The organism is Serratia sp. Res13-Sevr-LER1-36-b, from assembly GCF_015673035.1.
Taxonomy (GTDB): Bacteria; Pseudomonadota; Gammaproteobacteria; order Enterobacterales; family Enterobacteriaceae; genus Chania; species Chania fonticola_C.
The window spans coordinates 110,694-135,808 of record NZ_JADACK010000005.1 but is presented as its reverse complement, the minus strand read 5'-3'; the positions used below and the strand labels follow the sequence as shown (position 1 = coordinate 135,808).

Sequence of the window (25,115 nt, the reverse complement as noted above, 5' to 3'; positions counted from 1 at the left end):
ATGTGTATAATATTTTCACACATAAATTACCTAGGTGTTTCAACACTCAAAAGTAAGGAAGAAATGAACAGAGAAGAAAAAGCTAGAGTACTTGAGAAATTTAATGAGTACATTAAGTTTTCGGGAACCCCTGCGCATCAGTCCCAAGAGGATTTACATGCAATTCATTTTAGCGGTATTATTTTCATGGAGAATTACAACCACCTAATTAAGTTACTAAACAAGTATTCCAACATTGAAGAGTGCGCGATTTTATTTGACGACGATGAAAAGCTTAAGCGCGCCCATCTTGATGTAACTCGTTATTTTTTGAATTTTATTTTTTCAGCCATATCCCTCCGAGATCTATCCAGAAACGCAATAAGAAGATCAGAATACTTAGAGAAAAGCTTCCGATCTGAAAATGACCGCAAGATAAATCAATACTTTAAGAGTGAGCCTGTCACGAAATTCATTGAAGATATCAGAAATGTAATGACCCATCAGAGAATGATATTACCTATCTTAAACCAAAGCAGCCAGACTAATATGGATGGAGTTCACGTAGTATTAACTGGCGGCTTTGCATTCTCAACGCTAGACTTAATAAACCTTGAACGAATGACTGATGTCAGCAGGGAATACATAGCATCACATCAAAGCTGCATCTATTTTCATGATTTCGTCAATAAATACAAAGAACTTATCAGCGGATATCAGTCTTGGCTTATTGAAAGCCTCTACAAAAATCACAGAGAAAAATACTCTGATTTTTGGATAGCATTTGAGGGATATGTAGGTAAGTGGAACGGTATATCACTCCAGCATTTTAATGATCAGGATTTAAACCAAGAATTGATTGGATGATTATCTGTTCTATATCTTTAACATCACTGGCATGAACACCAAGTAACTGGCGTTTTTCGTATCTCACATACGAACTATGTACCGAAGGCCGATCCCGTAACCCATAATGATGCACCTCCGCCATGCGTTTAACCCGCCCCACAAACTCCACCACGGCGGCATTACTGCTGCCGTTGGCTTTTAAATAGCGTGCCGTGCGCAGCTTGGTAAACATCGCCCGTTTAATTCTCCCTTGCTTACTCCGTAACTGGGTTTTGCGTGGAGTATAGGGCGTGCCGTCGGGTGCCTGTTGCCGCTGGATATTCTGCTGCTGACTTGCGCGCAGCCGCTTGGCAATGGTAACAGCCAACGCCTTACGCGATTGCGGCGACAGGTTACCAATCAGCCCGGCGAGCTTGGTCTCAAAGGGTTCAAGTTCATTCATGCCATTCACTCACTAATTCACCGTGAACATACAACTGCATCGGACGGATCACGTCTTCCGGCAACGGCGGTTCCGGCAGATGATCCACATGCAGTGCACCGCCCTGCTCTTTCACAACCACTCGCTCGGTCAGTTGCAGGTTGATGCTGATATCAAACGAGCCATCATTGTTGATATCGGCCTCAAAGGTATAGCCGGTGCGCCGCTTCTCCTCGGTCGCCATGATGTCCGGTTGGTTCTCTCGCAACCAGGCCAAGATCGGCACGATGATAAGATCCATATCCCCACTGTAGTCGGTGATCAGCAGGTTTAGCCGAAACTGATATTCAAACGACAACGAGCTGGCGAGCGTAGAAGCAATGCGCCCGCTGTCGGTAAACAGGCGCAGATTCTCCGGGTTGCGTTGCAGCCAGGGCAACGAGTCAGTCAGCGCGGCGCGCAGTTGTTGGGGCTTTATCATGATGGCGTTCCTGACACTGTTTAATCATATCGACCTGGATTGCGCAGGTCGCCAGGGCGTGTTCAAGCTGGCGAATATCCGCGCTTAAATCCCCGTTAGTGCTCGGCTGGCTGGCCGGGATCTGACACGGACTGACCATCGGACAGCCAACGTAAATAATCGCCGGTGCCGGTGAAGGCGGGCCGCTGGTGCAGCCGGATAACATCAGCAGGCAAAGCCCGGCTAAACCACTCACGTAGTGCCTGGTTTTCATTGAGTGCCCTCTGTAATTGTTGTTCACGCCGAAGGGCCAGACGTTGCGCCCCGGCTAATGTGTCTCTCAATTGCTGTTCGGCCTCAGTCTGTTGACCGGTTTCACGCTGCAACGCGGTGATCACCGTGTCGCGGCTGTTGACGGCAGCAGTTAACGTGCTGTTTTGCTGTTGCGCCTCCGCCAGGGATTTATCCAAGGAAACCACCTGCCATTTCAGCCAGCCGATGATGGCCAACAGCGTTAGCGCCGATAACAACGCCGTGCGTTTGCTCATCGCGCCCCCTGTAAGCACAACGCCTGCTCCGCTGCCCGGCGGCGCTCCAGCCCTTTCGACTTCACCCCGTTGACGTATACCCAGCGCGGCAACTGCTGGCAGGCACTGTGCCAATCCTGCCGACGGATAAACCCGGCCAGGGTGGAGCCACATGCCGCCGTGGTGCCCACGTTAAAGGCAAAGGCCACCACCGCGTCATACACCGGCGGCGGCATAGTCACCGGCATACAACGCCCGATGGCTCGTTCAGTGCGGGAGACATCCGCCACCAGGTTGACGGCGGCTTGCCGTTCACTGATAACCTTGCCCGGCACCACGCCTGCGGTGTGGCCGATGCCGGATGTCCACACCCCGGCACTGCACTGGTAGGGGTAAAGCTGGCAACCTTCAAAATCGGCAATTAAGCGCAGCCCAGCGGGTGAGGTTTGCAGGGTACTGAATTGCGGTAACAGCATCGCCAGGGCCAGCACGACAGCGGCGGTGCAACGTTTAGCGATTGAGCTCATCCGCTACCCTCCGAGAAAGTCCGAGCCGGTTGAGCAACCGATAGGTTTTGCGGCGGTAGTACCAGTTGACCAGGAAGGTGCCGACACCCACCGCCGCCCCGACCATAAAGGCAATATCCTGCGGGGAATACTTGCCCACCCAGGCGAGAAATACTGCCATGGCGTAAGCGAAAAACGAGGTAATACGCTCCATAGGATCAGTCCCATAAATTAACGGTTTCACGCTGCGGCGAGACAGTCACATCCGGCAGCGTCACCAGCTGGCCGTGGGGCAGGATGGCCCCGGCATCGGCCAATCCGGCATTGAGTGAATACACCTGCTCGACCACACCCTGAGTAAGGCCAAAGTAACGCCAGCACAGGGCATCGACCGTGTCACCTTGCTGCGCGATAACCTGCATCACAGCAACCCGATAATGCAGTGGCTACGCTCGGCCACGTTGCTGATGGCGTTGCGGGCGGTTCGCCACAGCTCATCAATGGAAGACTCGATCACCTCCGCTTTACGGCTGCCGGTGGCTGTGGTGTCCAGGCTGCGGTATTGCTCCGACAGCAACGCGGTGGTCATAGCGCTCACCGCGTTCTGGTACTCACTCACCCGCACGCTTTCACCGTCGAGCACTTCTGCGGGCACATCCGCCAGCCGGTGATAGCCATCCGCCATCTGGTCGCGGCGGAAAATAAACAGTTCGGCATTCACTTCGGCGATGGCGGATTTAATCGCCCGGCGCAGACGCGGTGCGGTAATGGTGCCTTCAATACGCATCACATCACGCACCTCCAGCGGGTTGACATCCGGCCAGAAAAAACTGTTTTTCACGATCGGCTCATCCTCCGCCGGGGGACGCAGTGCGGGCGCATCCGGGCGGGGCTTTTGAATAACGACGGTACTCATATGACCTCGATAATAGGGGGCGGTGGACGAGGGCTTTGATACGGATTAACCGATCGCCGCTCTCGTGCCGCCCGGCGCGGGGCGCGTTCTGTCAGCGGCTGGCAGCGTTGCGAATGGCACGCTCCAGCCGTTCAATGTCCTTTTTGACGCCGCAGCCGTTATGCAACTGCAACGCCCGTTTCAGGTGGTTTAACGCCAGTTCAGCCCGGCCCGCGTTACGCAGCACATAGCCGGTGATTTTGTGCAGCTTGGCGCGTACCTGGTCGGGCATGTCTTCGGCGTCGGTGAGTTCCATGGTCTGCATCAGGTGATCGATGTTGACCGCCTGCCCGGCCTCATGGGCACGGGTAGCCGACTCGGCGACATCTTCGGCAATCAGGTACGGCGTGGAGCGGTTGAACCCATTGGGCGGCACCAGTTTGTAGCGCAGCGCGTAGCGAGCAATCGCCAGCGCGCCGGAGATATCCCCCGCATCCAGACTCCAGATCATCACCGTCATCAGAATGACGTCCTGCGCGCCGCGCCCTTCCGCCAGAACACCGGCCACCCACGGGGCATACTCCGGCAGCAACTGGCGCTTAAGGTCGGCTTTGCGTTCCTGGGAACGCACCTGCTTGAGCCTGCGCTTATCCTCATAAAGCTTGAGCAACATCAGCTCATAGCCGTTGGCATGGGCCGTAGGGCCCGTCTCCTGACGGGCGGCCTCAATGGCGGATTGGCGCAAGAAGTGGCGGCGTGCCGGGCTGGTCATGGCTTACTCTCCGCTTTTTTCTGGGGTGTCTTCCGGCGGAGTTGGCGCTTTCGGTGTGAAGTCACCCAACTCGATGTTTTCTACCACGCAGCCGCAGGCGTAATCTTCCACCACATAATCCTCGTTGATGGATTCGTAGTTCTCGATACGATCGCGCTTGGGGTTCTCTTCCAGGTGACGGCGGTGTGTGTCTTCCTGCCAGTAGATAGACAGGTTATCCAGACGGGTGATCATCAGCGCATTGGCCGGGAAATACGGCACACGTACCGCTGGCAGGTTACCGATGCGTTTCTGACTGATGATCATGTCAGCCGCCATGCTTTCACTGTTAGGCTGTGCCTGGTTGACCAACGGGAAATATTTATCCGCCAGCAGTTTACGACCGCAGATCACCACCAGTCCCGGATCTTCCTGATACCATTCGGCGAGCAATTCCGCATGGGCATTCATCACCAATGCATCGAGGTTGGCATAATCGCCACCGGCCCCCACGCGGATCATTTCGGAAATGATATTGCCTTTATCATCAACCACCTTGCTCATCACGCGGGACGCGGCTTCATTACGGTATTTTTGCAACCAGCCTACGGCGATATCCTGCAACATCGGATTTTTAAGGCGGTTAGAGGTCTTGGCGCGATGAGTGCCGTTAAAACCGATGGTGATACGATCAAGCGCTTGGCGCTTGACGATGGCATCACGTAGGCGAGTTTGGAAATCCTGGTAACGCGCCCACAGGTCGAGGGTGTTATAGCGGATGTGGAAATCGTAGTTCACCTGCTGGCAGAAATAGCCGTCTTTATCCAGGGAAGCAAAGTCGGCGGTTTCACGTTCGTCACCGCCGCTGGTATCGGTGGTGCTGGCAATGGTGCCATTAACGCCCAGGCCCACCTTTTCTGCCTTCATCTCGGCGACCGGCACAATGTTGATGCTGCTCAGGAACGCCGAGGACTCTTGCACGCGGGTCATGATGGTTTGCGTAACGGACGGTTCAACGCTGAATTTCTTATCCAGATCACCGGTATCGACGCCGTTCAGCTCGGCGATACGGCTTAGAAACTTGTTAAATTGAAAGCGGGTTTTCTGACGCATGGTTTTATCCTGTTGGTTATCTTGTTCGGTGCGGTTTAGCAGTCGGTCAGCACGTCGTTTTGACCACTGCCACCCGTTGCTGCCGGGCGCTGGCTGAAACTTTCGGTAGTAGAAAGCTGCTGTTTGAGGGCGGTAAATGCCGTTGCGCCAGTGTCCACCTGTTGCTTGAGATCGGCGACCTGTTGGGTCAACGTGGTTTCAAGCTGGCTAAAGCGCTGCTCGGTGCCTTGCACCTGCTCGGCGACGGTCATCACCGCGCCTTCCATTTCGCTAAAGCGCGCATCATCCGTCACCTGCTTGCGGCTAAACATCGCTTTAACACGGGCGGCAAAGGTCTGTTCCGGATCGGCGACCTCTTCAAACTCAATCAGCGCTTCAATGGCGGCGGTGAAGACATTGGCCGGGTCGGCCTTGCGGGCAGCCAGCGGGTTATGTTGGGCGGTACGGCTGAAAGCCAGCATTTCAGTGCCCAAGCTGGCCGGGTCATCGGTCACGGCCAACCCGATCAGGTAGCTGCTGCCGGTCTTGGCAAAGTTGCGGCCGATTTCCATTGAGGTGTAGACCTTTTGGCTCTTGCCAATCATCGCCACCAGTTCAGCGGTCGGCGACAACTTGGCATAAAGCGCCCATTTGCCGTGCAAACGTGGTTCGTCCGGATCGTCAATCTGTTCGGCCTTCAGCTCGATCACGTCGCCATAACGGCGGAAATCACTGTCCGGCAAAATCCCCTTGATGTGCTCCAGGTTGATACGGGCCCCGTACACCTTCGGGTTATAGCTGCTACCCATCTGCTGAATATCGTTGGCGTCAATTTCGCGACCGTCGCAGGTGTCACCCTCCATGCCGATGCGAAACCACTTTGAAACTTTCTTTGCCATGTGAACGGCTCTCCGATTGTTAAGTTCGGGGCCAGTGTGCGGACAACGGCGAGCAGGCTCAACGCGTTGCAGTTGGAAGATCGTAGACACAACAGGGACTTAAGGCGGGCTGCAACGGGCTTACGTAGCCTTGGAAGCATGAATACAACACCGACAACAACCATCATCAGCGATCCACGCCGCCAAGCGGCCTTGCTTTACTGGCAGGGCTTCTCCGTGCGCCAGATTGCCGAAACGCTACACGCCAAGGCACCGACCGTGCAGAGCTGGAAGCTACGCGACAAGTGGGACGCCATCGCGCCCATTTCCCGCGTAGAGCAAAGCATGGAAGCGCGTTTGATACAGCTCATCATGAAGACCCACAAGGAGGGGATCGACTTTAAAGAGATTGACCTGTTGGGCCGCCAGATTGAACGGCTGGCAAGGGTCAACCGCTACGCCCAAAGCGGTAATGAGGCAGATTTAAACCCTAACGTTGCCAACCGTAACAAGGGGGAACGCAAGCCCGTAGAACGTAACCTGTTCAGCGAGTCGGCCATTGAGAAACTCAGCAGCATCTTTATGGAGACCACCTTCGATTACCAGATGGGGTGGTATCGCGCCGGGCTGCAACACCGCATCCGTAACATCCTCAAGTCACGCCAAATCGGGGCGACGTTCTTCTTTGCTCGTGAAGCGCTGCTGGATGCGTTGACCACCGGGCGCAATCAAATCTTCCTGTCGGCCAGCAAGGCCCAGGCGCATGTCTTCCGCAATTACATCATTGATTTTGCGCGCCTGGTCGAGGTTGACCTGAAAGGCGATCCGATGGTGTTACCCAACGGCGCACGGCTGATGTTCCTCGGCACCAACGTGCGCACCGCGCAGAGTTACACCGGTAATCTGTACCTGGATGAATACTTTTGGATCCCCAAGTTCCAGGAACTTCGCAAGGTCGCCAGCGGCATGTCGCTGCACAAGAAATGGCGCACCACCTATTTTTCTACGCCGTCCAGTCTGGCGCACTCCGCTTATCCGTTCTGGTCGGGGGAACTGTTCAACAAAGGCCGCCGCTGCAAGAACGATCACATTCAGCTCGACCTCAGTCACAGCCATCTATCGAAAGGCGTGCTGTGTGAGGATGGGCAGTGGCGACAAATTGTCACGGTCGAAGATGCGCTGACCGGCGGTTGTAACCTGTTCGACCTCAATCAACTCACGCTCGAATACAGCCCATCCGAGTATCAGAACCTGTTGATGTGCGAATTCGTGGACGATAGCGCCTCGGTGTTCCCGTTCGTCGAGTTGCAGAGCTGCATGGTGGATACGCTGGAAGAATGGGAAGACGTCAACCCGTATGCGGTGCGGCCTTTTGGCTATCGTCCGGTGTGGATTGGTTATGACCCGTCGGAAGCCAATGGCGGCGACAGTGCCGGGTGTGCGGTCATCGCGCCACCGATGGTGGCCGGGGGCAAGTTCCGCATATTGGAGCGCCACCAATGGCAGGGTATGAACTTTGCCGACCAGGCGCAGAAAATCAAAGACCTCACCGACAAATACTGCGTGGAATACATCGGTATCGATGCGACCACCGTCGGGCAAGGGGTGTTCCAGTTGGTGCGGGAGTTCTTCCCCGCCGCCCGAGAAATCAAATACACCCCGGAAATCAAGACCGCCATGGTGCTGAAGGCCAAAGACACCATCGGGCGCGGTTGCCTGGAATACGACACCAGCCACACCGATATCACCGCCTCGTTTATGGCGATCCGCAAAACCATGACCGCCAGCGGCGCGCGTTCGACGTACACCGCCAGCCGCAGTGAAGAAGCCAGCCATGCCGATCTGGCCTGGGCAATCATGCACGCCCTGTTAAACGAACCGCTGACCGCCGGTAGCGGCCACAGCAGCCCGAACATTTTGGAGTTTTACTGATGAGCAAGCGCAAAGGCCGTAAGGCATTCACCACCACCACCACGCACCCCACCGCCCCGCAGAACGTGGAGGCGTTTACCTTTGGGGAGCCATCACCGGTGATGGATAAGCGGGAAATCCTGGATCACCTGGAATGTTGCGGTAACGGCAAATGGTACGAGCCTCCGATCAGCTTTGACGGACTGGCGCGCAGTATGCGGGCCGCTGTACACCACAGCTCACCGATGTTTGTGAAGCGCAATATTCTGGCCTCCACCTTTATTCCGCACCCGCTGTTAAGCCAGCAGGAGTTTAGCCGCTATGCGCTAGATTATCTGGTGTTTGGCAATGCCTTCCTGGAACTGCGCAAGAACCAACTTGGTGAACCATTGCGCCTACAGTGTTCACCGGCCAAATACACCCGACGTGGTGTGGAACCGGATACCTACTGGTTTGTGCAGGATTGGAAGGAGGCGCATCAATTTGAACCAGGTAGCGTGTTTCATCTGATTGAACCGGATGTTAACCAGGAGCTGTATGGACTGCCGGAATACCTGAGCGCGCTCAACTCTGCCTGGTTGAATGAAGCTGCCACCCTGTTCCGCCGCAAGTATTACCAGAACGGCGCGCACGCCGGTTACATCCTGTATATGACCGATGCAGCACAAAGTACAAGTGACGTTGACCGAATGCGCCAGGCAATGCGAGATACCAAAGGGCTAGGCAACTTCCGTAACCTGTTTATGTATGCGCCGAACGGTAAGCCCGATGGCATCAAGATTTTGCCGTTGAGTGAGGTCGCCACCAAGGATGACTTTTTCAATATCAAGAACTCTAGCCGGGATGACTTGTTGAGCGCGCACCGCGTGCCGCCGCAGATGATGGGGATCATCCCGAATAATACCGGGGGGTTTGGGGATATTGAAAAGGCTGCTCAGGTTTTTGTCAGGAATGAACTTTTACCACTGCAAGAAAGGATTAAAGAGACAAATTATTTTTTTGGAATCGACATAATTAATTTTAAAAAATATAAAATGACTTAGCACTGGTCTTATTAAAAACAAGACCAGTACTTTACCGTTAAAGATTGCTGGTCTTTATTTTAATTAGTACGATTTCGTAAGGCAAACTCTTTATAAAAATCTCGCGTTGAGAAAGTAATTGATTCAGCAGAGCGATAGTGATTATAAAACTCGTCAGCTGTGTTACTATCTTCCAAGATTGTTAATATTTGAGGGACACTCATAAAGGCAGAGTCTTGAAACAGGTGGGACTTGGCGGGGGGGATAGATTCCATTAAGATAAGGTAGTTATTTATATCTTTGACATAATTTCTCCATGAATCGAGTTTTGGATCAATTAAAGGATCACAGGCATGCATTATCGATGATATGCTTGCGTTTAGTATTGTTTTTAACGTTATATTATCTTGCAAGCTTCCAAAGTCATGCAAACTAACAGAAACCCTTCGAATTTCCCTATTATTCAAATGTATTTTTGTCTCCCCACCATTACTGACAAGTGTTATTTCACCATTCAATCGAAGTAAATATTCCATTTTAAATGCCTGACATTGCGATCTTAAAACACTAGCGGCCAAATCAATTAGCAAATCAACACCCTCCCCTGACATGGCCTTTCTTGTTAGCGACTTCTTTTTTATTTCAAAAAGAAATATACAGTTACTAGATTCAATTATTATGTCGCTTTCACCTACTATATTACCTTTACCAGCAAAAACTTCCCCTGTATAAGTGATTATTCCTTTTTGATTAAACGCATTTCTTATGTAATCTTCTACTTTATCGCCCAACTTACCATCTATTGGATTATCAAATTTACCGTTCGGTCTACTTATCTGCCCTAGCACTGAGTTAAGAACTGATAAAGAGGTAATACTTTTAGGTAGTAAATAATAATTATTTTTGTTTTTAAAAAGAGGCTTTAAATTATGGTCTATATTGACGCTTGATGGAGGAAAACCGAGAGAGCGATTGCCACTCTGAGCATGTAGAATATTATCTATTATTCCATGCACTTTCCTTATCGGTAACTTTGCCTTATTGGCTATTTCATTTGCACTTATTCTTTTCACTTCATGCCGGTGGGACATATCTATTAATGTGTTAGCTAACTTCACAATATCTTTTAGCGAGAAATTGAAACTCTGATGATTAGATTGTATAAAATCATATGTTAGATACCTAATCATGCTTTTACTGTATCGACTGTTGATCTGAAAAAAAGAAACAAGGTTATCATATACGACACAGTCCTGAAGAAATTCAATAAGTTTATTGGAACTTAGGTACACAGCCTCCCATACACTATAAGGTTGAACCTCAAACACAGATATTATGTGCATTGTGAGGTCTAAAAGCTCAAGGAAACTACTCTTGCATTTTTCATCACTTCCTGCATGATTAATATTCTTAACCCCAAGAGCTATAATATAGCCCCATGGGATGGCGTAATCTACGGCTGTAACTCCTTGTGTAACAACTCGAGTAATATGGAACCGAGAAAGACCTTCATCATACGCTCCATTTATATTATTAAAAGCGAGTTGAAGGATTTTGAATCCGCCAATTTCCTGACAAAGACTATTAATTTTTAAGTTAATTCCATCATATGAAGATGAATCTATTAAAATACGATCCTCATCAACTACAACACCAAAACCATGTTCTTTAAGAAACTTGCAGGAGTGTGCTAAATTGACATCTTTTTTTCTGTATAATAACGCATCGTAATCACTTCTAAAAAAATGAGAGTTATCTTTTGACTGATAAGCAACTATCATTAATTCTTCCCAAGGAATATTACTAGCATCTTTATAATTCTCCACTATTTCAGGATTCCTTGCCCCATCAAGTAAAATGTTTAAAAGGTTTATATAAAAAAGTAAATCTCTATCTTCGCAGACATGCATTATAATTAACTGCTTAAGTAAAGAATTCGCCTTTTGTCTAATAATATAAACTTGCTTATCGCATAATTGCTTTATTTTTTCGTATGCATGGTCAATATTGATTTTTGTATCAGAAACTTGTTGCTGTACTATCCCATCACAAATTAATATAAATCTATTGAGTTCCATTCTCGCGCCTTATTGTTTAGTAAAAAACTTTTATTAACAATACTATCCCAACCACTTGCGCGCAATGCTATCCCCGCCTCGCCTGCCCGCTTCATATGTCGCTTTTCATGCAGTTGCGTGATCCGGCGCGATCCGCGCCAGGGCTGGAGCTGCGGGGGCAAAAATCGCACCGGATCATCATGCAAATTCATGCACTCAGTGCATGCATAGCCAATCTAGGGAGCCATGAGGTAGGTATTCTGCTGATAACGCCCCTCCTCAATCACCCTGAAACGGTGCCCAGACCAGTGCAAAATGTAGTAGTTCGCCTCTGCCGGTGTCATATGGATACCGAGCTGTGCGGCCGCATGGATGAAATCCACCGTTTTAATCCGGCGACCTTTGTCGGTAAATTTCAGCGCTTCATGCAGTGCCGAAGCCAGGTTCATCTCTCTTTTCATGCTGCTACCTGCTATGGATTACTAAACTGTTGTGAGCTGCTTGATCACTGCAACTTTCTCCGGGCTGATGCTACTTTTCATCTCACCCGCCAATTCTGAAATCCATATCAGTGCTATCTCTTTATCTCTTGCCTGGCTCTCATAACAAACCCCAAGGCGGGCGATGAGCTCAATACGTTCCAAAATGACCACGTCTTCCACTGCTGGTAAATGCACCCTACTTTCCTCCGATGCTTACAATTAACTGTATGCATATACAGTATTAACTATTGATTCTCATTGCGCAACTGATTATTCGAAGCTTGACCAATCCTTAACCGGCTCATACTGCATTGATATATCACCGAATTTGACTTTAGTACCTCGCGCCAACACTTCCAGTTCCCAGCGTTCTGCATGGATACCTTGTTGCACCAATTCTGAGTTAATCCGAGGGATGCGGGCACGCTCATCGGGGGTTAAACGGGCCGATGGGGCTACCGTTCGCCCTCGATACGCGTTGTTGCTGCGCTGTGCTCTGTTTACCTGTGGTGCATTAGCCCTAATTCGCGCCATAACAGACCGTGTAACGGTCGTATTATTCCAGTCAATTGGGGTTTCCGGTGGGTGTTCCAGCACCGCCACGGCCTCTACAGGCTCCTTATCCTGCTGATCTGTCAACTCATTGCTACCGACCAACCCACAGTTATTGACAGGACTCCGAGGCGCGCCAGAGGCGCTTTTTAAGGTCAAGCCCTCAAGGTCAACGGCTTTGGCGACAATGCGCCATTGGGTGGTGCGGGTCTCATGAATGTGTGAGCTACCCAGGTGCGGGGCGAAAATGCCGATCACCTTCTGCACTTCTTCATCGTAAGCATTGAGCTCGTCAGCGACACGGCGAGCAACACGCACGGTCTGTTCCTTACGGGGGACATTAGCCCCGCCCTGCGCCAGAATGTAAGCGGCAAAATCTCCAGCATCCGCAGCAGCGCGGACAGCCTCAACGCTGGCGTCAAAGTAATCTGCCAGGCTGATTGAGCGGATGCGGCGGCATTCGCGGTAAGCGCCCATGGAAGGCAAGCCGATGGAGTGGAATTGAGGAATGCGCCAGGTTGACGCCCAGGCGGTAACAGCGGCGGCGGTCTCGGTCAGCAGCTCACCGGTTTCATGATCGCGCTCACCGTCTAGGGCATAGCCATCGATATTTTTTGCGATGTACTTCGCAATATAGCCCGCAGCGCCGCCCTTATTCAGGTGCTTGCAGTCAAAACGGTTCTTCGCTGCGCCGCGTTCGTCGCCATCTTCGGCCATGGCATAACGTCGCATGATATCGATCACCCGTTGGCGCTGTTCTTTGGTGGTGAACAGCATCATGTGCCAGTGCGGGGTTGCATCGTGATGGGGTTCAACGACCCGCACACCATAAACCTGCAGATCATTATCTTTAAACGCGGTGCGGATCTTACTCCACAGCTTGACCAGATAACGCTGGCCGTCTTTGGGTGTGTAAGCTTCGGCATCCCAATTGTGGTTAAACTGCACCTTGGGATTGGTTTTGCCAAGGGTGCGCGTCGGATGGTATTTTGACGGCGTAGTGATGGTGATAAACAAGCCCTTATGGCCATACTCGGCAGCCGCTTTTTCGACACCGGCGATCATCGCCATTAACTCCATCCGACGGATCTCCGGGTTGGAGATACTCGCCATCACCTTGTCGATAAGGCTGATACGTTCGCCGGTGTCGGCGTTCTCCAGCTCCCGGCTGTTCAGGTAATCTAGATTGGACTGGCGGCGGGCTTTCACTTCGCGGATCGCCTGCTTACTGGCATAGGCGGAAACTCCCCGGTTCACATTACCCACCGCGATCAGCAAGGCTTCACGCCAGCGGGTGCGCAGGGCTTTCAGTTGGCGTTCCCACCACTCGGCATTCACCAACCGTGACAGACTGGCAACTGCTGACTGAGTATCCAGTTTGCCTTTACGGTATTTACGCCAGTGCATCGGGGTAACATTGAAAGCGCGGGCCATGCCCGCAACCTGGGAATAAAACGTTGCCTGGATACCATCATCTAACAGGCCTGTATTATCACCGCCGTTCTCAGCCAGAAACGCTTCGCAAAAACGCTCATAGTTCTGCATCAACTGCCCTGCGATCCGGTCAGCAAAACGCTTCAACGCCTTATCATCCATCCCCGGCAAGCTGGCGTAGTTATCCAGCTCCGACATAAAACAGGGTGATGCATGGAGATCCATCGCATTTTTATCGTTAACGGTTTGGATGCGGGGCCAGATACGGCGATCAAATTGCAGCACCAGCCACTTGTTGGCATCGTGCAGCCCTTTGCTTTTCAGCAGGTAGTCATGGCGAGACAAAAAGCCCGCACTGAGAAATTGCGGCAGGGAATGGATATTGCGCAAAACAGCTTGCCCCTGAGCGTGCTCCTCACGGGTAAGCGGTCTTACTGGCCCGGCAATCGCCGGGCGCGGTAGGTTCCAGGAATAAGCCCACGGACTGCCTTCAGTCATAAGGTTGCACTTCAGGTCTGCGAGCGTATTCCGCATCACTTAAATCAGCGGCCCCAAAAAAAACCACTGCAAGCAGCAGCAGGCCGAAAACGATAAGGAAGCTGGTCATGCCTGCACCGCATAATGGCGGCGCTTGGCTTCACGCAGGTGCTGACAGGCAACACAGGTTTCTACGCCCAACAGAGCAATGCGGCGGGCTTCGGGGATCGGTGCATCGCAGTCTTCACATTTAAAAGCCGAGGGCATAACCGAGGACTTACGGGCATTGGCGATCTGTGCGTCCAGGATCAGCGCTTGACGCTCTTGTGCGATATCCATGAGGTCAGCCATCAGTGCAGCTCCTGCGCTTTGTGTTCGATGGCTTCAGCCTCTTGGCGCAGTAACTCCACGGCCTCGATAGCGTTCAAGCCGTTTTGTGCAATATGCGACGCCAGACGCACCAGGCGAGCGGCGGCCACTTCCGCCTGATTTTTACGTTCATCAAGGCGAGCGGTATTGAGCAGAACGATCACCCTGTCGTGATCCGACTCATTGCTTTTATCAATACTGATAATTTGTGTATTCATTGGGTTAATTCCTTAATTCAAGCAAAGCGATGCCCGGCGGGTTTACGCCAGAATGTCGCCATGGGGGTTAATTACTGTTTAATTCGCAATCATCATCACTGATGAAACGCGGTAAGGTTTTTGATAAATCAATCAGGTCATTCAGCGCCCAGATGATTTTCTGGCGCTCGGTGTAGCTCATTTCGGCAAACGTCATGAGTACATGGCGGGCTTTCAGCTCGGCATGGAAGCAGATTGTCTTGCGGAGATGCGGTGGCGATTTATCAAAAGCCTCTTGTGCCACGTTTTTCCTGTAGGCAAACAGTTCCCGCTTAATCTGGGAAATGCGCTTAATGCCGATAGCTTTTTGTGTCTCTGTTGCCAATAACATGTCGTTCCCCATCAACGGCCGAAAATGCGACTTAGCAGTGGGTTGTCTTTCTTCGCGGATAAGCCACGCAACAAAGAAGACTGATTGTGCGTTGGTCGCCAGCGTTGGCCACCCGGCAGTTCAATGAAACCATGCTCAAAATGGCGTGATGGGCTTTGGCGCTTTAGCAATGGGGCAATAGAAATAGGCATTAAAATCATCTCAACTTAAACCGGCAACAACACCCAGGCCGCTGATCACATCAACGGTAGAGGCCAGTGCTGGGTTTGATTGGATACGGTTTTGAACGGTCAGACCGATTAGCGATAGGTGGCGGATCGCGGTGTTAACGCTTTCCAGCAAAGCAGACTTGCGGGACTCTGACTTGTGATCACCATCTACAGCAGCAGCAGCGACAGAACCCACAGCGGCGGTTGCTTTCAGTGCATAGGTTGGAATGTTGGTCACACACGCTTCATTCACTGGCACTGAAGGCAAACAGTTCAACTGCGCCAACAGCGCATCGATCAGGCTGGAATCCTCTGTGGCGTCAGTAATCGCCAGTAACTCGGCACAACTCAGTTGATGTGGTTGCTCCGGGTTTAGCTTGTTACGCAGCATTTGCGGCTTCATCTTGATCTGTTCTGCAACGCGGACAAGATTTTGGCGGACAGCAAACTGGCGACACGCCATCTCAAAATGTGGATGTTTTGAAACTTCAAAATCAAACATTTCTCTCCCCTTTTGCGTCTGGCAACATCTCAAACAGCCACAGAAAATTCACATTCCGAGAGTGCATTCAAAGTTAGCTTCACCATGTTGATCAGCACTTTCTCTCGTTTACCACCGGTTCCCAGACGGTGGCGGTATGAAGATAGGCGACCATCGGCCAACATATCGTCAACAGTATTTCTCGATAACCCTGTGAGTTCACAGTATTTTTCTATGGTTACGTGGGGTGTTGGCACCGTGATTGAAATGTTATTACGCATAGTGCAAGATCCTCTGATGACCTGTGGCGGGTCGTGGTAAGTAGTGTTTAACGTCAAAAACTCCGTTTCGAAGCAAATTTAGTACCTTGAATCGGATTAGTCAATGAAATTTACTTCGTTTTGGTGGTGTATGGAATTTAATCAGGGTGCGAAAGCAGCTATCGAGAGGATGGTTGAGGCTTACGGAGTTAAGACAAAACTCGCCTTATGCGATGCATTAGGTGTGACAGCTAGCGCATTATCTAACCGCCAAGTGCGAGACTCTTTCCCTGCCGAGTATGTGCTGAAATGTGCTTTAGATACTGGGGCATCATTGCGGTGGCTTACCTACGGCCAGGGTGAAATGTTTGAGCAGAATGTTGTTACTGCACCATCAGCATTGGCAGTGCCGAGTAAGATATTGCTTGGTAGAAAACTTCATGATGGCGAAACACTGTTGTTGGACAAAGCATTTCTTCCTACAGGAATCAAGAGTCCGTTAATTGTGGTCGATGGTGAAATTCAATTCATAGCTACTCAGTCTTATGATGAGATCTATGATGGAACTTGGCTTGTCGATATTGACGGTAATGTCAGCGTTCGAGATGTTATTCGTATACCTGGTAACAAAGTAAATGTCTCTGATAAACGGAATTCTTTTGATTGCCCTATCAACGACTTAGTCGTCATAGCCAAAATTATAATTTCCTGCTCGCCTACTTAATAACTAAAAATATAGATAAGGCAATAAGAAATTTTAGATGGAATGGAGCTAACTATGAAAAAATCACTAACGTTAAAATTTCTTCAACTAGATGACAGGAAATTATCGGAACAATGGCTATTCCGATTGTCAATATTGATACCATTAATCATATCGATTATGTTATGTATACCACTTTGGTTAAAAACTGAATGGGATTTATCAGCTCAAGGATATGATTTATTCTTAAACTTATACAAGCTTCCGATAGGAGTTCTGTCTCTATCAATACCCTTTGTAGCTATTGTTGCTCATATACACAGGACGATACAAACCTCGGAACAGATAAATACAACTCGAAGAAAAAATGCAGCAGATAGTTTTTTTTCACATCATAAATTTATGATTGAAGCGATAAATAAAATTTCAGAAAAAGACATGACGATACTAAATAATTACAAATATAAAATAGATGATCCATATCATTTGTACGCGAATTTTTTCAAAAACTCCTCCTATGAAAATGGAATTGACACTAGAAACATTCCTTTTTTAGTTAGTGAGATAGAAAAAGAGGTTGATGAAATCAAAAAATCAATCACTAACGCAAGGGAAGAATTTAACAATAAACATCTAAAGATAATATTACTATCGGAGTTATTGATATCAATTAGAACACTGGAAGGGATTATGACAATATATATTCCAGAGTCTAAGCATAATTATGTTGTGATGGATAGAAATGATACAAGTACTGTTATGTTAGTTATGGCCGCAAGGAGTGAGATTGACATAAAAGAAAGATTAGACAACCTGTTATATTGCATAAGGAAGGTATTTCAATTGCTAAATATAAAATTTAACGACGGTGATGATATACATTTTTACTCTAAAATAAAAACTCCAAATTACCAATTTTTTAACGAAGTCTTTGAAAATATCACTCCGGCGATAACTAAGGAACAATATGCTCTAGCTTTAAAAAGCTCAACAAAACTTGATAGCTATTATTTTGAATACAATAAAAAATTAAAAAAACAGAAAAATTCAATTCCCCACTAAGGCAAAGTCAGATTGTTTAAAAAGAAACAACCAAACATTGACCACTGTTATTATATACAGTTAAATACACCCCACTTCAAAGAGGGGTTACAATGGCAGTTCGGAAACAGACATCCGGTAAGTGGTTATGTGAGTGCTACCCTGCTGGCCGTACAGGCCGCAGGGTGCGTAAACAGTTTGCAACAAAGGGCGAGGCGATAGCCTTCGAGCGCTTCACCATGGAACAGGTAGACAACAAACCATGGCTTGGTGAAGCAGTCGATCGCCGTAGCCTGAGTGATGTTGCTAAACTCTGGTTCAACCTGCACGGCCAATCGCTCACGGCTGGTGAACGTACCTATAAAAAGCTCTGCCTAATCATAGAGGCGCTTGGCGACCCCCCTGCTACCACCTTCAACGCAAAAGACTTTGCCCACTATCGCGATAAGCGCCTATCTGGTGAAATCTACTTCTCGGACAAGTGGAAGAGTGGCGCAGAACCGGTAACCGTTAACCTGGAACAAAGCTATCTAAGCGGTATGTTCAGCGAACTGGTTAGGCTTGGTGAGTGGAACCAGCCCAACCCGTTAGAGAACATGCGCAAGTTCACCGTTGCCGAAAAGGAAATGGCTTGGCTGACACATGCGCAAATCACGGAACTGCTTACCGCATGTAAAAGGAACAGCATTGACCTAGCGATGATCGTTGAGGTGTGTCTGAGTACCGGGGCAAGATGGCGGGAAGCAGAAAATCTCACCCGCTCTCAGGTAACGCCGCATAAAATCACGTTTGTCAGAACCAAGGGGAAGAAGAACCGCAGCGTCCCGATCAGCAAGGAACTTTATAAGAAGCTGATCAAGATTGGAGATGGCCGACTTTTCGGCGAGTGCTATTTTAAGTTTATGTCGGTTATCGAGGGCACTAGCATCGTGTTACCGAAAGGGCAGCTTACCCACGTATTGCGCCACACCTTTGCAGCTCACTTTATGATGTCTGGTGGTAACATACTGGTACTGCAACGCATCCTCGGCCACCACGACATTAAGATGACCATGCGCTACGCTCATCTGGCCCCCGAACACCTCGAGACAGCGCTACAGTTTAACCCGCTGGCGACGATGCCAAGTGGCGACAAAGTGGCGGCATAGATAGGCAAACCCCGTATTTCCTCACCCTTTGCCACCTTAACAACCAGTTATGAAATCAATAACTTATTGATTTTATTATTGTAGTGAGAAATGCGGGTTTTTTGTTGCCTGAAATTTACGCCCCTTAAAAACCGTCACTTAGGGAACGTCATTTTACTGAGTGGCGACAAAGTGGCAGCTCACGTTTTACTGCCATAAAAAAACCTGCTTCGCAGGCTTCTTGTCAGTTTGACTTACACCCCATTGATTAACACACCGTGATGTTAGTAATGCCTTCATTATCAACGTGGGAGCCGCTGGAGGCCATTTGGACGCTAGTTGGGACCACATTAGCGGGGAGATCGTTCAAAAGGCCCAGCGCGCGCCAAAGCCCTTACTCGGTGTTGCCGGGCTTGGGCGTAGACTCATCCGTATTGATTACGGCTTTGGGGCTGCGACGGCGCCACTAAAACTCTGATGCAAGCTAGCGGCCTGATTTGATGTCCTGAAGAATGCTTTTCGGTACCCAACCAATATCTTGATCTGAGAGTCGCTGGCACCATACCCAGCCATTCAAGAATTTTATCGCCAGCAATTCATCGCCCTCATTAACATCAAGTTCTTTGGCCGTATAGTCATCTTTAGCTATACCATGACCGGGTTTGTTGCTTCGTTCTATGAGTTGTTCTGGAACCCATCCACCGGCATGATTAGGTATTGTACAGAAATACCAATTATCCCAACCTTCATCGCCCTCATACCTATCCCCTATAATAAGCGGAGTTCCACTTTTGAACGTTATAGGATCTGGATATTCACTTCGATGTTGCCCTATTGCGATAAATTTCATGTTAGTCCTCATAAATTCCATCTACCTTCCTCTGACGCTTAGGACAATCTGTATGCATACACAGTATGCAACTATTAATTCTCATCGCGCAACTGATCATCTGAAGCCTACCCAATCCATAGCTTGCTCATACTTCATTGATAGATAGAAAAGTTTTCTTTATAACCACGTGCTACAGCTCAACCCGCGGGCGACAAAGTGACGGCCCGATATCAATCTTCCCCCAGTACAGGTCATGCCGACGATGGCCGTCGATACGACACATAAATGCCGAATGCAGCAGTGTATAAAAGCTGGAGGAAACCTCTATCACAAATAACGCCAACCGCAATATCATATTTTAAACTGCCAGAATTTAACCTATCGAGGTTATTGACAACACTATTCTTTTAATGACAACGTAGTGAAACGCCGAGGTATTGCCGCTCAACGAAGGAAGTCTGACATTGATTCCAAATATCATTTATACCAGGGAGGTAAGCATGTAAAACCAACACAATAACAGCACCAGAAATAAAACACCGAATTTTGGCAGTTTAATGATTTTTTATGTGTCATTTCACAATCCAGAAAGGATTTATAGGATTGCATTATGAAAGTGAGTTTTTTAGGTTACCTTTTTCTGGTTTTAACCAGTTCCTTTTTTTGTGGGAACTTAAGCGCAGTCAGCACAGGCACGCTTACGGTGAAGTTTGGTCAGACAACGGAGGATACTTTTAAGGCAACTCATCCGGAAGCGGTAAATGTAGGTTATAATAACGAACTCAGAGGGAACATTTATAAAGAAACACCCGATAACAACAAGGACAAGCGAAGCAATATTATTTTTGAAAGTACCAAAGATGTCTTTGTCTTGTTTGATCAGAATAAAAATTTATCCGCACTGCAGTTACAATTTAAAAACGATCAGTTTAGTCTTATCAGTGCAATTCTAGCCAGTAAGTACGCCACCGTCGTAAAGAAAACCCCACTTATCGGCAGTGACTATATGGAGCTATACAATGACGGCGTTTCTATTTACTTGATGGATCCTTTTTTCTATTCAAATACGTCACTCTTCTTTATAAAGACCGATATTAGAGATAAAATTCTAAAAAACCTCCCCTCGGTGATGCTCAATGATGATATTAACGTACTGAATTACCTCGTGGAAAGGAGTTTCCCTTCAATAGAGTAATCCGATCAATGCCTCCTGCTATTATGCAGAATAACATAATAGCGGGCGGAGTAAAAACCAGCATCCCATCAATGTTTTTCTATCGGCACCACCAGCATATCAACCGCAATATGGTTGATCGTACGGCGCGTACTGGATACCAAACGACTCCACATATCGTGGTGGTGACCAAAAATCACCAAATCAATGCCTTTTTCACGAATGGCATTGTTCAGCGCTTCGCTTAGATCACCACGGCCAATGATCACTTCACTGATGGGATACTCCGCCTGCTGCTGGATAGCGTTAAGCATATTTTTCACTCGTTCAGAGAAGGTCTTATCGGCATAGTTGAATTCGCCACTACCAAACTCGCTGTAGTGGTTAGCTTGCTCATCGATATAAATCAACGACAGCTTGGCCTGCAGTGCGCCAGCCAATTCAGAACCTTTACGCACCAGTAGTTCGGCATCATCGCTCAGATCGGTTGCAATAACGATATGTTGATAAGTCATATTGTCGGCCCTCCGTATTACCTAATACCCAGCCTGATAACCTACCTATTAATTCTAGTCTAGCCTGAGAGTAGCTGCTTATCCTCTTATCATTCTACTGCTGAAATAATCCATCTCGGCATCAGGCACTACTGCAAAATCTGCAGGCAGATAAACTCTTTCATATGTTGATTTAACGCTATACCAAGGCGCAGGAAATGGTGCAAAACCAGGTAAAACTGGATTCCCAACTGTCTTAAGCGTCATAGCAAGCATGAGCTAACCCATTGTTTACTCGAACGGGCGCAGCATGATACTGCCCCCTATGTTGTCACCCCAGTGAGGGAATGTCTGCAGTCTAGGTTAGCCGATGCGCATCTAACCCCCAGCCCCATCTTCCATTACAGAAAGGTTCAGAAAATAAAGAAAATATATGATGGTGTGATTTGCCCATGAACTCCTTATACTCGGCCCTGTCGATAAGAAAAATCACCTGTCCTCCAACACCCAACCCTTTCCCCTCCCATTCGACACTTACTCTCAGATTAATCCAAACTTCGGCTTAATCATTTACCCGTGATTGGCCCCGAGTGCCGGAAACGCCACGTGCCATCATCAGGATAACGCAATGTCAATTTCTCCCTCTGCCCGGATCGCAAGCAACAGCTTGATTGAACCGGGGGCGATTATCGGTGCGCGCGTCAGCATTGGCCCCTTCTGCATCATCGCAGCTGGCGTCGAGATTGGTGATGACACGGTGATAGCCTCTCATGTCAGCATTAACGGCCTCACCCGTATTGGCTGCAATAACGTTATCGGGCAGTTTTCAACCATCGGCGAAGTGAATCAAGATTTGAAATATGCTGGTGAAGCGACGGATGTGGTCATCGGCGACAGAAACAGGATCGGTAAGAACGCGACCATTCATCGCGGCACCGCTCAAGGCTATCGACGAACGGCTATCGGCAATGACAACCTGTTCTTGAACAATGTTCACATTGGCCATGATTGCATTGTCGGCAATACCACGGTTATCGGTGATAACTCGGGGCTAGCCGGGCATGTTGAGTTGGATGATTTTGTGCAGATCGGCAATATATGCGCGATACATCAGTTTTGTCTGCTGGGTGCCCATGCGCATATCGCTCATCAGTCCGGCGTGGTGCAGGATGTTCCACCTTTTGTCAGTGCCAGTGGCAACCGCGCGGCCCCTATCGGTGTTAACGAGTCAGCGGCAGCCTTCCAATCGTTGGACGATCGGCAACAGCAAGTGATCCTAACCCTGTATAACATGCTGTATCACAATGCGCTGGCGATCGATGAGGTCAAACAGGAGGCGCAGCGCTTGAGCGAAACCTATCCGCTACTGCAATGGTTTAATTCTTTCTTCTCACGCTCGGCACGCGGCATTATCCGCTAGTCTTTGCCATTGAACATTCAGATGGGCGCCGCATGCGGCGCCCCTACATGGCGTAGTTTACAGTCGTTTATTTAGTTACCGCACGGCCAGTATTTTCGCTGGCTGACCAGATGCGATAGCGCACCTCGACGTCCTTCGGCACGTAAACCACGATCGGCAAGCGGCTGTTATAGCGCTGCATCGCGGCATCCCCCAGTTGAGCGGCAACGAACTCCTGACGCTTGGTATTATCTGGGCAAGCCATCATAGTAGAGGCCGGAGCCGAAAGCTTCGGCAGTACAAAATAGTTGTAACCCCAACCGGCCAGCGTTTTACTCTCCAGGTTGCCGCCCATCATGTGGCGGTTGCAATCCACTTCCAGCGTTTGGCCAATCAGCAGCTCAACCTTAAAGTTTTCTTCATTCTCCTGCTTGGGTAAATAAATGACCTGCCGGCTCATGCCCGGCTCTGCTTTCGGGAACGGTGCTACTTTTTCCAATGGCTGCATATTGAGATCGTCAGTACTTGCGGTGGTTGCAGCAACGGCGCTGACAGACGCGGCCATCAGCAGGCTGGTCACTACCATAGAAAGCTTGTTCATTTTTTATCCTTACAATTCATAACCTAAATACCCAACTACGCTAGCATACTTTGCGCCGTTAAATTATAGGCCAAATCTGGATATCGCCCCCAAGCCACTTGCCATCCATTAAGGTTTTCTTAAGACGGGATGATTACAGTAGCCCGATCCGTTACCGCCTATGAGCCTTCGTGTGAACCCATCAAACGCCAAACAATCGTCATTAAATCAATCCTCAACGGCTAGCCAAATTCAGACTGACGCCCTTTACTCCTTGCCCACATCCTTTTACCGTTGGCAAGCCTTTGGGCTGATGGTGGCTGCACTGTTGTTTATCTGGCTGTCACGCAATGAACAACTGGATTGGGCGGTCAGTAATTATTGGTATGACGCCGCCAGCCAGCGTTTTCCGTGGCAGAACAACTACTGGCTGGATCTGATCAACCATAGGTTGTTAAAGATTTCGGTGATCGCCGGAGCGGTACTGGCGCTGTTTTGGGGAATTTATCGCCATAACGCGCGGCTAATCGTCACCATGCTGTTGATCGGCATTGGGCCGTTGGTGGTGGGGATCCTGAAGGCCACCAGTGCACACTCATGCCCTTGGGATCTGCTGGAGTACGGTGGCAAAGCGATGTCATTTCCCCTGTTTGGCACCACGCCAGCGTTTCCGGGGCCTGGCCGTTGCTTCCCCGGAGGGCACGCCTCCAGCGGCTTCGCCGTGATGGCACTGTTCTTTCTGTTTTATCCGCAACGCCCGCGCCTGGCTTACTGGTGCTGGCTGGGCGGCATCACGCTTGGCATGCTTATGGGTTTTGGCCAGATCATGCGGGGCGCACATTTTCTTTCCCATAACCTGTGGGCCGGGTGGTGGGTTTGGTTCAGCCAGGTGGCTGTTTATTGGTGTATTAGCGGCTATTTTCGCCGTAAGACGAGGTAATACTTAATGGAGCAGTTGAACTATCTTCTTTTCGCCTGGATCAATGCCACTCCGGCCAGCCCGGAATGGTTGATCGATCTTGCCACCTTCATCGCACGGGATCTGATCGCCATTATCCCACTGCTGATTGTCGGCCTGTGGTTCTGGGGGGCACATAGCCAACTGGTAGCACAGCGAGAAGTGGTAGCCAAAACGACCATTGCCCTGTTATTTGCCATGTGCGCTTCGGCCGCTATCGGTGCGCTGTTGCCCCATGAGCGCCCTTTTGTCACCGGTATCGGCTATACCTTCCTGGCGCATGCACCAGATAGTTCTTTCCCCAGCGATCATGGCACCGCCATCTTCACCTTCGCCCTGGCCTTCCTGTGCTGGCATCGTGCCTGGTCAGGTATTTTGCTGATGGTCGCGGCAGTCGCCATTGCCTGGTCCCGCGTATTCCTTGGTGTGCACTGGCCGCTGGATATGGTGGGCGGTTTCCTGCTGGGTTGTGTGGGGTGTCTGTTTGCCCAATTGGTGTGGAACCTGTTTGGTGATGCCATCGCCCAACGTCTGACTCGCCTGTACCATTTCCTGTTCGCCTTCCCGATCCGTAAAGGATGGGTGAAGGAGTAATACCTGCCCGCGG

Annotated in this window: 34 protein-coding genes; 10 read left to right on the top strand and 24 right to left on the bottom strand. The window is 49.5% G+C overall.

Going from position 1 to position 25,115, the window contains the following annotated elements; genetic code table 11:
* Positions 1 to 63 precede the first annotated feature (63 nt).
* Positions 64 to 846: a hypothetical protein gene (locus IMQ33_RS01740; protein ID WP_196062872.1), complete on the top strand. Its 783-nt coding sequence runs from the start codon at positions 64 to 66 to the stop codon at positions 844 to 846.
* Here IMQ33_RS01740 and IMQ33_RS01735 read toward each other — a convergent pair.
* From IMQ33_RS01735 to IMQ33_RS01690, 11 genes are all read right to left on the bottom strand, one after another.
* A complete protein-coding gene (locus IMQ33_RS01735; RefSeq protein WP_196062871.1) occupies positions 809 to 1,270 on the bottom strand; it encodes a phage virion morphogenesis protein in 462 nt (153 codons plus the stop codon). The two genes, IMQ33_RS01740 and IMQ33_RS01735, sit on opposite strands and share 38 nt — an antisense overlap.
* Entirely contained in the window at positions 1,263 to 1,730 is a 468-nt protein-coding gene (locus IMQ33_RS01730; RefSeq protein WP_196062870.1) for a phage tail protein, read from the bottom strand. The genes IMQ33_RS01735 and IMQ33_RS01730 overlap by 8 nt, the downstream gene beginning before the upstream one ends.
* On the bottom strand, positions 1,693 to 1,935 hold the full coding sequence (gene lysC, locus IMQ33_RS26035; RefSeq protein WP_230326847.1) for an Rz1-like lysis system protein LysC: 243 nt from the start codon (positions 1,933 to 1,935) through the stop codon (positions 1,693 to 1,695). Before lysC ends, IMQ33_RS01730 begins: the two co-directional genes overlap by 38 nt.
* Complete coding sequence (lysB, locus tag IMQ33_RS01725; protein ID WP_196062869.1) at positions 1,826 to 2,257, bottom strand: Rz-like lysis system protein LysB; 432 nt, start codon at positions 2,255 to 2,257, stop codon at positions 1,826 to 1,828. Before lysB ends, lysC begins: the two co-directional genes overlap by 110 nt.
* A complete protein-coding gene (locus IMQ33_RS01720) occupies positions 2,254 to 2,763 on the bottom strand; it encodes a lysozyme (RefSeq protein ID WP_196062868.1) in 510 nt (169 codons plus the stop codon). The genes lysB and IMQ33_RS01720 overlap by 4 nt, the downstream gene beginning before the upstream one ends.
* On the bottom strand, positions 2,747 to 2,956 hold the full coding sequence (locus IMQ33_RS01715; protein ID WP_024528243.1) for a holin: 210 nt from the start codon (positions 2,954 to 2,956) through the stop codon (positions 2,747 to 2,749). Before IMQ33_RS01715 ends, IMQ33_RS01720 begins: the two co-directional genes overlap by 17 nt.
* A gap of 4 nt (positions 2,957 to 2,960) precedes the next feature.
* Positions 2,961 to 3,164, bottom strand: coding sequence for a tail protein X (locus tag IMQ33_RS01710; RefSeq protein WP_196062867.1), 204 nt, complete (start codon positions 3,162 to 3,164; stop codon positions 2,961 to 2,963).
* On the bottom strand, positions 3,164 to 3,658 hold the full coding sequence (locus tag IMQ33_RS01705) for a head completion/stabilization protein (RefSeq protein ID WP_196062866.1): 495 nt from the start codon (positions 3,656 to 3,658) through the stop codon (positions 3,164 to 3,166). Before IMQ33_RS01705 ends, IMQ33_RS01710 begins: the two co-directional genes overlap by 1 nt.
* A 91-nt stretch (positions 3,659 to 3,749) precedes the next feature.
* Entirely contained in the window at positions 3,750 to 4,409 is a 660-nt protein-coding gene (locus IMQ33_RS01700) for a terminase endonuclease subunit (protein ID WP_196062865.1), read from the bottom strand.
* Positions 4,410 to 4,412: 3 nt separating this feature from the next.
* Entirely contained in the window at positions 4,413 to 5,501 is a 1,089-nt protein-coding gene (locus IMQ33_RS01695) for a phage major capsid protein, P2 family (RefSeq protein ID WP_196062864.1), read from the bottom strand.
* A 35-nt stretch (positions 5,502 to 5,536) separates the two neighbouring features.
* A complete protein-coding gene (locus tag IMQ33_RS01690) occupies positions 5,537 to 6,379 on the bottom strand; it encodes a GPO family capsid scaffolding protein (protein ID WP_179248924.1) in 843 nt (280 codons plus the stop codon).
* Between the two features lie 138 nt (positions 6,380 to 6,517).
* Between IMQ33_RS01690 and IMQ33_RS01685 the strand changes: the two genes are divergently transcribed.
* Positions 6,518 to 8,290, top strand: coding sequence for a terminase ATPase subunit family protein (locus tag IMQ33_RS01685; RefSeq protein ID WP_196062863.1), 1,773 nt, complete (start codon positions 6,518 to 6,520; stop codon positions 8,288 to 8,290).
* Positions 8,290 to 9,312 carry a phage portal protein gene (locus IMQ33_RS01680; protein ID WP_196062862.1) on the top strand — a complete coding sequence of 341 codons (1,023 nt, stop codon included), beginning with the start codon at positions 8,290 to 8,292 and terminating at the stop codon, positions 9,310 to 9,312. The genes IMQ33_RS01685 and IMQ33_RS01680 overlap by 1 nt, the downstream gene beginning before the upstream one ends.
* 59 nt (positions 9,313 to 9,371) lie before the next feature.
* Here IMQ33_RS01680 and IMQ33_RS01675 read toward each other — a convergent pair whose 3' ends face one another.
* The 10 genes from IMQ33_RS01675 to IMQ33_RS01630 form a co-directional block, all read right to left on the bottom strand.
* Positions 9,372 to 11,369 carry a hypothetical protein gene (locus tag IMQ33_RS01675; protein ID WP_196067748.1) on the bottom strand — a complete coding sequence of 666 codons (1,998 nt, stop codon included), beginning with the start codon at positions 11,367 to 11,369 and terminating at the stop codon, positions 9,372 to 9,374.
* A gap of 215 nt (positions 11,370 to 11,584) precedes the next feature.
* A complete protein-coding gene (locus tag IMQ33_RS01670; RefSeq protein WP_024528234.1) occupies positions 11,585 to 11,809 on the bottom strand; it encodes a hypothetical protein in 225 nt (74 codons plus the stop codon).
* A 21-nt stretch (positions 11,810 to 11,830) separates the two neighbouring features.
* Positions 11,831 to 12,025, bottom strand: coding sequence for a hypothetical protein (locus IMQ33_RS01665; protein WP_179248920.1), 195 nt, complete (start codon positions 12,023 to 12,025; stop codon positions 11,831 to 11,833).
* Positions 12,026 to 12,100: 75 nt separating this feature from the next.
* Positions 12,101 to 14,314 (bottom strand): replication endonuclease, encoded by a 2,214-nt coding sequence (locus IMQ33_RS01660; protein WP_196062769.1) that lies wholly within the window; start codon positions 14,312 to 14,314, stop codon positions 12,101 to 12,103.
* Between the two features lie 105 nt (positions 14,315 to 14,419).
* A complete protein-coding gene (locus tag IMQ33_RS01655) occupies positions 14,420 to 14,644 on the bottom strand; it encodes a TraR/DksA family transcriptional regulator (RefSeq protein ID WP_024528231.1) in 225 nt (74 codons plus the stop codon).
* A complete protein-coding gene (locus IMQ33_RS01650; protein WP_196062770.1) occupies positions 14,644 to 14,880 on the bottom strand; it encodes a DUF2732 family protein in 237 nt (78 codons plus the stop codon). The genes IMQ33_RS01655 and IMQ33_RS01650 overlap by 1 nt, the downstream gene beginning before the upstream one ends.
* A gap of 67 nt (positions 14,881 to 14,947) precedes the next feature.
* Complete coding sequence (locus IMQ33_RS01645; protein ID WP_196062771.1) at positions 14,948 to 15,250, bottom strand: hypothetical protein; 303 nt, start codon at positions 15,248 to 15,250, stop codon at positions 14,948 to 14,950.
* Between the two features lie 11 nt (positions 15,251 to 15,261).
* Positions 15,262 to 15,441 (bottom strand): phage filamentation protein Fil family protein, encoded by a 180-nt coding sequence (locus IMQ33_RS01640; protein ID WP_196062772.1) that lies wholly within the window; start codon positions 15,439 to 15,441, stop codon positions 15,262 to 15,264.
* A 10-nt stretch (positions 15,442 to 15,451) separates the two neighbouring features.
* Positions 15,452 to 15,961, bottom strand: a complete 510-nt coding sequence (locus IMQ33_RS01635) for a phage regulatory CII family protein (RefSeq protein ID WP_196062773.1) — start codon at positions 15,959 to 15,961, stop codon at positions 15,452 to 15,454.
* A 29-nt stretch (positions 15,962 to 15,990) separates the two neighbouring features.
* Positions 15,991 to 16,221 (bottom strand): regulator, encoded by a 231-nt coding sequence (locus IMQ33_RS01630; RefSeq protein ID WP_196062774.1) that lies wholly within the window; start codon positions 16,219 to 16,221, stop codon positions 15,991 to 15,993.
* A 103-nt stretch (positions 16,222 to 16,324) separates the two neighbouring features.
* Here IMQ33_RS01630 and IMQ33_RS01625 point away from each other — a divergent pair, with 103 nt between their 5' ends.
* From IMQ33_RS01625 to IMQ33_RS01615, 3 genes are all read left to right on the top strand, one after another.
* Entirely contained in the window at positions 16,325 to 16,924 is a 600-nt protein-coding gene (locus IMQ33_RS01625) for a phage repressor protein CI (RefSeq protein WP_230326832.1), read from the top strand.
* A gap of 54 nt (positions 16,925 to 16,978) precedes the next feature.
* A complete protein-coding gene (locus IMQ33_RS01620; RefSeq protein ID WP_196062775.1) occupies positions 16,979 to 17,965 on the top strand; it encodes a hypothetical protein in 987 nt (328 codons plus the stop codon).
* 92 nt (positions 17,966 to 18,057) lie between these two features.
* The gene (locus IMQ33_RS01615) at positions 18,058 to 19,092 is read left to right on the top strand and encodes a tyrosine-type recombinase/integrase (RefSeq protein ID WP_196062776.1); all 1,035 of its coding nucleotides are present in this window, start codon (positions 18,058 to 18,060) and stop codon (positions 19,090 to 19,092) included.
* A 463-nt stretch (positions 19,093 to 19,555) separates the two neighbouring features.
* Here IMQ33_RS01615 and IMQ33_RS01610 read toward each other — a convergent pair whose 3' ends face one another.
* On the bottom strand, positions 19,556 to 19,921 hold the full coding sequence (locus IMQ33_RS01610; protein WP_098931678.1) for an SH3 domain-containing protein: 366 nt from the start codon (positions 19,919 to 19,921) through the stop codon (positions 19,556 to 19,558).
* A 592-nt stretch (positions 19,922 to 20,513) separates the two neighbouring features.
* On the opposite strand from IMQ33_RS01610, the gene IMQ33_RS01605 reads away from it, so the two are divergent.
* Positions 20,514 to 21,098: a hypothetical protein gene (locus IMQ33_RS01605; RefSeq protein WP_196062777.1), complete on the top strand. Its 585-nt coding sequence runs from the start codon at positions 20,514 to 20,516 to the stop codon at positions 21,096 to 21,098.
* A gap of 68 nt (positions 21,099 to 21,166) precedes the next feature.
* On the opposite strand, the gene IMQ33_RS01600 is transcribed toward IMQ33_RS01605, so the two are convergent.
* Positions 21,167 to 21,592 carry a universal stress protein gene (locus IMQ33_RS01600; protein WP_024528628.1) on the bottom strand — a complete coding sequence of 142 codons (426 nt, stop codon included), beginning with the start codon at positions 21,590 to 21,592 and terminating at the stop codon, positions 21,167 to 21,169.
* Between the two features lie 607 nt (positions 21,593 to 22,199).
* Here IMQ33_RS01600 and lpxA point away from each other — a divergent pair.
* Positions 22,200 to 22,991 carry an acyl-ACP--UDP-N-acetylglucosamine O-acyltransferase gene (gene lpxA, locus IMQ33_RS01595; RefSeq protein WP_196062778.1) on the top strand — a complete coding sequence of 264 codons (792 nt, stop codon included), beginning with the start codon at positions 22,200 to 22,202 and terminating at the stop codon, positions 22,989 to 22,991.
* Positions 22,992 to 23,058: 67 nt separating this feature from the next.
* On the opposite strand, the gene eco is transcribed toward lpxA, so the two are convergent.
* Entirely contained in the window at positions 23,059 to 23,571 is a 513-nt protein-coding gene (eco, locus tag IMQ33_RS01590; RefSeq protein ID WP_065685368.1) for a serine protease inhibitor ecotin, read from the bottom strand.
* 160 nt (positions 23,572 to 23,731) lie between these two features.
* On the opposite strand from eco, the gene IMQ33_RS01585 reads away from it, so the two are divergent.
* Entirely contained in the window at positions 23,732 to 24,490 is a 759-nt protein-coding gene (locus IMQ33_RS01585) for a phosphatase PAP2 family protein (protein ID WP_196062779.1), read from the top strand.
* Positions 24,491 to 24,496: 6 nt separating this feature from the next.
* Positions 24,497 to 25,102: an undecaprenyl-diphosphate phosphatase gene (gene ybjG / locus IMQ33_RS01580; RefSeq protein WP_065685369.1), complete on the top strand. Its 606-nt coding sequence runs from the start codon at positions 24,497 to 24,499 to the stop codon at positions 25,100 to 25,102.
* Positions 25,103 to 25,115 lie beyond the last annotated feature (13 nt).